We start from the raw sequence: 5691 nt of genomic DNA, 5'->3' as shown, positions 1-5691 counted from the left end.
GAGGGAGTGGTCAAAAAGTGAGAAACTGAAAGTTTCTCACTAAATTGTGGCAAAGGTTGTTCTTTATGAACTGGACGCAAAGTCATTTGATCGGCTAAAGATTGAGAAGAGGTTGAAACAGCAGTTTGTTGTTTTTCATCAGAAAAAGGATGAAGACCTGATAGAGGAAACGCTACAAGAGTCTGATTTTCTTGAGAGGGAGATACAGAAACACTAGAGACATTCTGTGCCCCTCTTAAATGACGTGGAGGTCGTGGTTTAGATGGCTGTTTTTTAGTAAGTGGACGAGGACCGGTATTTTTTCCTTCAGAAGAAGCCCCTTGATCAGACTGTATACCCGTATCAGCAGACAATGCAAGAGGAATCTTCGCTTTCTTATTCACACACTCTACTTCAGAATTAGAACCTTCCGTATCTCCAGAAGCTCTACTTAAATACCAAATTGTAGCACTACCACTAGAATCAGCACATCTTCCTCTCTTCACTAAGCGATACTGATAGGTTCCACCATCAACAGCTGTAATGTCCTTGCCCAAAAGATCTGCCAGAGTAAAATTAGCTCCGCCATTGTGGCTTCTATCGGTAATTAACGGAAGCTCAGTAACCAAACTATTCCTTTGTGAGAGAGGACCTGTAATTTCACGTCCAGAATCTGCAATATTTATTTTGTGATTCCCTGAGCCCTCACCAATCAACAAATAATCACTCGCATCCCACGTAGCGCTAATATTGAATCGAAAATGTAAATCCCCTGAAAGTCTCTCAACATAAAGTGAAATATGACGTGGATCATACGGAATAGAAGAAAAAATAACAGTCCCACCCTGCCCCCCTAAATCTTTAATTTTAATCTGTGGTTTTTCTCCTATCTTCCGTTCACCAACCTCAAATATTATCTCATCCACGCTCTCTTCTATAGGAATTTTTTTCTTAGTTATATGATTTGTCCTATCGCCAGCGAATAAATAAAGTTCTCCGCCACCATTGATCCTTACTTCTCCAACGACTTCTTGTACACCAACATGGAACCACGATTTAGCAAAATCGGTAATTGTTAAAGTATCTACAAATCCCATAGGATATACAACTTGAATAGCTTGATCCTTCAAAGTAGTTTTCACAGACTCCCCTAGTGCTAAGACATGCTGTCTCCCATTCCCAGAAACTTCTGTAAACATTGCTCTCCCCCCTTCCTTTCTTTGCCCCGCATAAATATTTTGTTCTCCATCATTTCCCACTTTCGCATACCAAGCACCTCCCCCATCATACACATTCTGCTGCCCTATTGCTCCATCTACACCAGTAACTGTGGAATTATATGCACTACTCCGTCTCAACACGCGTGTAAGATCAATATTGGGCTCTTCATGAATAAACTGCTTACCACCTCTAACTTCAGCATTAATTGCAGTTCCTCCGCGTACAACTATCTGCATCCCACCTTTTTTAATATTAGATCCTACGGAGGATTTTCCATTATCAACAAGCTCTACATCACCATCTTTGAGAATAGTATTATTGCGAAAAAAATTAGACATCAGTGCTATTTTTTTTTCTTCCTCTTCTCTATTTACCACATGTGTTGCTCTTGTTAGCACTCTATTCCTACTCTCAACTGCACTTGCAGATTGCACAAGACAACTACTGATCATCAATACTGAAAAACTTAATTTGTATCTATACCGCATTATCCACACTCCACTCTCAATTATTTAGAAAAATACCCCGCGGCTACATAGGTAGCTCGTTTTAGATTGTATCATAATGTGTTTTATTTATGTCTAAATACAATTTTTTAGTGTATTTTTTTAATTTAAGCAACTTTAAGTTGTTTATCTATGAGCCACTAAAAAACTCTAACTTAAGGCAGAAAAATTGAATAAAATTCAAAATGTTTACTTAAATTCAAGGAATAATTTGCATATCTGGAATTATAGATGAAAAAAATGCTCGTGCCCTTTAATGGGGCCCCTCTTCACGTAAAACAAAACGCCATTGGGTTGTACATTCACACACTTGTTTTAAAGAGATATCTCTCAACGCACCCAAGCCCATTTCGCGACGTCATCCATGAATGGTATACCGGTAAAGCCATTGAACCCCCATACGCTTATGGCGTAAGCAAACCGGTACCATCACACACTTTTCCAGCCCTAAAATGTTGCAACGCGACACCCTTTGGTACTTGAGGCAGTTTAATAAGAGGTATTTTTAGTTCTTTCTTGTACAATTTTTATCCACGCAGGCTTGCCTGCTTGTGACGTGCAAGAAAATGGTTTTGATTGATTCAACATAAACAGATTTGGAATGAGAGAATCCTATGATTTTCGCGACTCTCATTCAACATGCATAAAAATGAATTATTATTATAAATTCAGTATGTTGCCTTTAAAAGAGAGAGTATAAAGACATTTCTACTATTTGAGAAAGTCCTTAAACTCTCGAGAAGACATAGCCGAACGTTATCTGTTTAAGTTTGCAAAACAATTACATTTGTAAAGTTAATCAGCCATGCACACATATTTAGAAACTATAGCGTAATCCTAAAATACCTTGAAGAGCATTCTTAATCTTATGTCCTTTTAGATAATGTGCTTCCGCATAAAGTGTTAGTTTATCATTGACCGAACCGTTTAAACCAATTCCCAATTTACCCGCACTGCCTGATAAATCTGTAATAAATTTATACTGGTTATTAATTGTCGTATAATTATTATTTATATTCTCACGCAACCAAGCTGCCATAATGTAAGCTGTTAATGAAGTTTCTGAACTCACAAAAAATTCATGTCCTGCAGTCAATCCAACTTCACTGCGGAATGAAGTTAACGGGCTTAGATCACCTATCATTCCATTGGAAAGTTTTATTCTTTTACCTTCAACCTGCAAACCTGTTAGCTTGATATAAGGCTGCATCCAAGTATTCTGTGCCGGTTCAAAATAACAGCCAATCTCAAATGATCCACCTATCGCCCACTGATTGTAATGACTTTGAATGGCTAAACCATTCGTTGAGATGGCTTTCAAATCATCCTGGTAATAATTATATTTCAAAACACCATCCATATACCATCCACGATGATCAAAATAAGTTGCGTAAGTTCCAATGCTATAAGAGCTCAGATCACTATCACCACCTCGTGCATGAGAAATACGTACTTGATCATAACTCCCGAAACCACCAACATACAACTCTCCATGCCTTAATTCACTCAACTGATCAGCACCAAAGACTAAACCTGTCTGCCCAAGCTTAAAGTGTGTATGGCCTGTCGCAACACGTTCTCTGCTCTTAATCCCATAAGTCCATAGTTCGATATCCTTCTTATTTCTGTCCCAAATTTTTCTACCATTCCGTATAATTTGCAACTCATTATTAAAAATAAGCCCAGGAACTACGGACAACGTTAACACTGCATCTGTAGAGGGGGTTGTTGATGTTTCTCCAGGAAAAAAAGGATTTGTCGGATCTGGTATAGAAGGTTCTGGTCCATTGAGGCGGTCTGCCGATAAAAACCAAACTTTTCCATTTTCATCCTTTCTTTCTTTCAAATCATACATATAAGTTCCACCATCAATGGCGTTAATTTTTTCACCCTTAAGATCTGTCAGCGTAAAATGCGCTCCACCACTTTGATCCGTAATTAAATCACGCTTATTTGAAAAAGGATCCGTGATTTCAACTCCAGAATCAGCAACACTTATTGTATGTTTCCCAGCGCCTTTCTCAACCAAGAGATAATCACCACGGTTATGGGCAATCGTAGTATTGAACGCGAAATGTAAATTTCCTGAAAGATTATTCACATGAAGCTGAGAATAATATGGATCAGAACCTGTAAACGAAAAAATAACACTCCCTTCACCACTTAATTTTTGTATCAAAGAACTTTTTCCATCAAACTCATCAGTAATAGAGTATAGTTTTGTATCTTTTCCATTTAAAATAATATCTTCTACTGTGGTGCGTTGTTGATCATTTCCAGCATAAAGATGGATCTGCCCAGAATGGTTTACCTGTGTCTTGCCTTCTAATGTTGCTCCAGCATACACCCATGATTTTGTTTGATCATTCATTGTTAGATTTTTTACAGATCCATCAGTATATATTTCCTGAATAGCACTCTCATTTAAAGTGACTCCAATAGCCTGACCGCCTTTTAAGATACGTTGTTTACCACCACCAAAAACTTCTGTGTCAAATGCAAAACCACCATTTTTTGCACTTTGAGACTTTTGTCCAACCTCTTGGACACCCCCTTGCATAACTTTTGTATTCCAAACTTTTCCGCCATCATATACTTTTTGTTGGCCTAGTGTTTCATCTTGACCATAAATGATAGTATGAGAAGCACTACTGCCTTTAATCTCTCCTCCAATATCCCCCTCGCCGAAAACAAGCTGCTCACCGCCATAAATTTTAGTCCCCTCTACTTTCCCTCCATTTCCAACACTTTGGTGCCCGCCTTCTTTAACAACAGCATTTTTCGAAAAACCTTGTTTTCCCTTTAAAGCCTGAACATTTTCAATTCCACCATGTTCAATTTTACTATTCTCACTGAGTCCTCCTGCATACACATAAAGCTCTGCACCATTCCTTACAGTGTTATTAATGGATCGCCCTGGACTATCAATCTCACCATCATTTGAAATGTATGCTTTACCTTCATTATCAAGGATATAATTTTCTAATATTGCCCCATCTTTAATGGAAATAAGTTCAGGCTTTTTAAGAAACGCAGTATTTTGTTCTTGTGCATTATATCCAGCATTGTCACGATGACTGCTGTCAAGCTCCTGTTGACTCGCAAACACTCTAGCACCCTTATCCATGATAAAATCGCTAGGCTTTTTCAAAAAGTCTAATTCATTGCGCGTTCTTATCATGACATCATGAGAGGCTCCAAGTATGCATCTGCCTGTTTTCATATCCTCATTGTATTGATCGTGAAATACCTTATCATTTTCATAACTTGAAGATTGACAAAAAAGTGCTGCTCTTCCCTCATTTGCAGCAGCAGCTTGCACAAAACAGCTGCTCAACATGAGTATCCAACAATGTCGTTTCCATTTATATTGTAGAGCCATATCCTCCCCCCTTCACGCCTGCATAGACACTGAACGTAATTAGCTCTACAAAACATATTTTCAACCTTATATTGCAACAATCCTTCTTAAAAATCCTCCTTATTTCATAAAAAACCGTTCTTTACAGTTTTTTTAATACTTTTTTGATCAAGAATATAAGGGCGTTTTTATAGTGCTTCTTTAGCATTTCCTCAGAATTTTCTTATCAAAAAAAAGTAATGCATAATCAAGTATATAAGGGTATACAGTTTATCATGAACAACGAAGCTGCGTGCTCTGAAAAATTGTTCTCTGATGCTGCATTAAAAACTTAAAAAAACTAATCATACATTTAAAGATAACTAAAAAATAACCATATCGTTAGAAACTATAGCGTACACCTAAAATACCCTGAAAGGACTGTTTTGTTTTATGTCCTTTAACATAATGGGCCTCACCATATAACTTTAACTTCTCACTCACAAAACTGCTTAAACCTAATCCTAACTTACCTGCATTGCCCGATAAGTCCGTGGTAAATGGATGACGTTGATTAATTAACGTTTGATTGTCATCTTTATTCTCACGCAACCATGCTGCTGTAATATACGCAAGCGATGAGGA

3 protein-coding genes and 1 pseudogene are annotated in these 5691 nt (G+C 37.7%); all 4 read right to left on the bottom strand.

Going from position 1 to position 5691, the window contains the following annotated elements; all coding sequences use genetic code 11:
* A partial coding sequence (locus ACFING_RS09130) for a pertactin-like passenger domain-containing protein (RefSeq protein WP_375630599.1) occupies nt 1-1688 on the bottom strand: 1688 nt, incomplete at its 3' end.
* A 286-nt stretch (nt 1689-1974) separates the two neighbouring features.
* Nucleotides 1975-2200, bottom strand: a pseudogene (locus ACFING_RS09125) (hypothetical protein); the annotation flags it as partial.
* Nucleotides 2201-2523: 323 nt separating this feature from the next.
* On the bottom strand, nt 2524-5088 hold the full coding sequence (gene bafA / locus ACFING_RS09120) for a BafA family autotransporter (protein ID WP_375611249.1): 2565 nt from the start codon (nt 5086-5088) through the stop codon (nt 2524-2526).
* Between the two features lie 360 nt (nt 5089-5448).
* Nucleotides 5449-5691: autotransporter outer membrane beta-barrel domain-containing protein (locus tag ACFING_RS09115; RefSeq protein WP_375630597.1), on the bottom strand; the 243-nt coding region annotated here is incomplete at its 5' end.

The sequence above is a fragment of the Bartonella sp. AP150HLJHH genome (genome assembly GCF_042196385.1).
GTDB lineage: Bacteria > Pseudomonadota > Alphaproteobacteria > Rhizobiales > Rhizobiaceae > Bartonella.
This window is presented reverse-complemented; position numbering and strand designations above follow the sequence as displayed.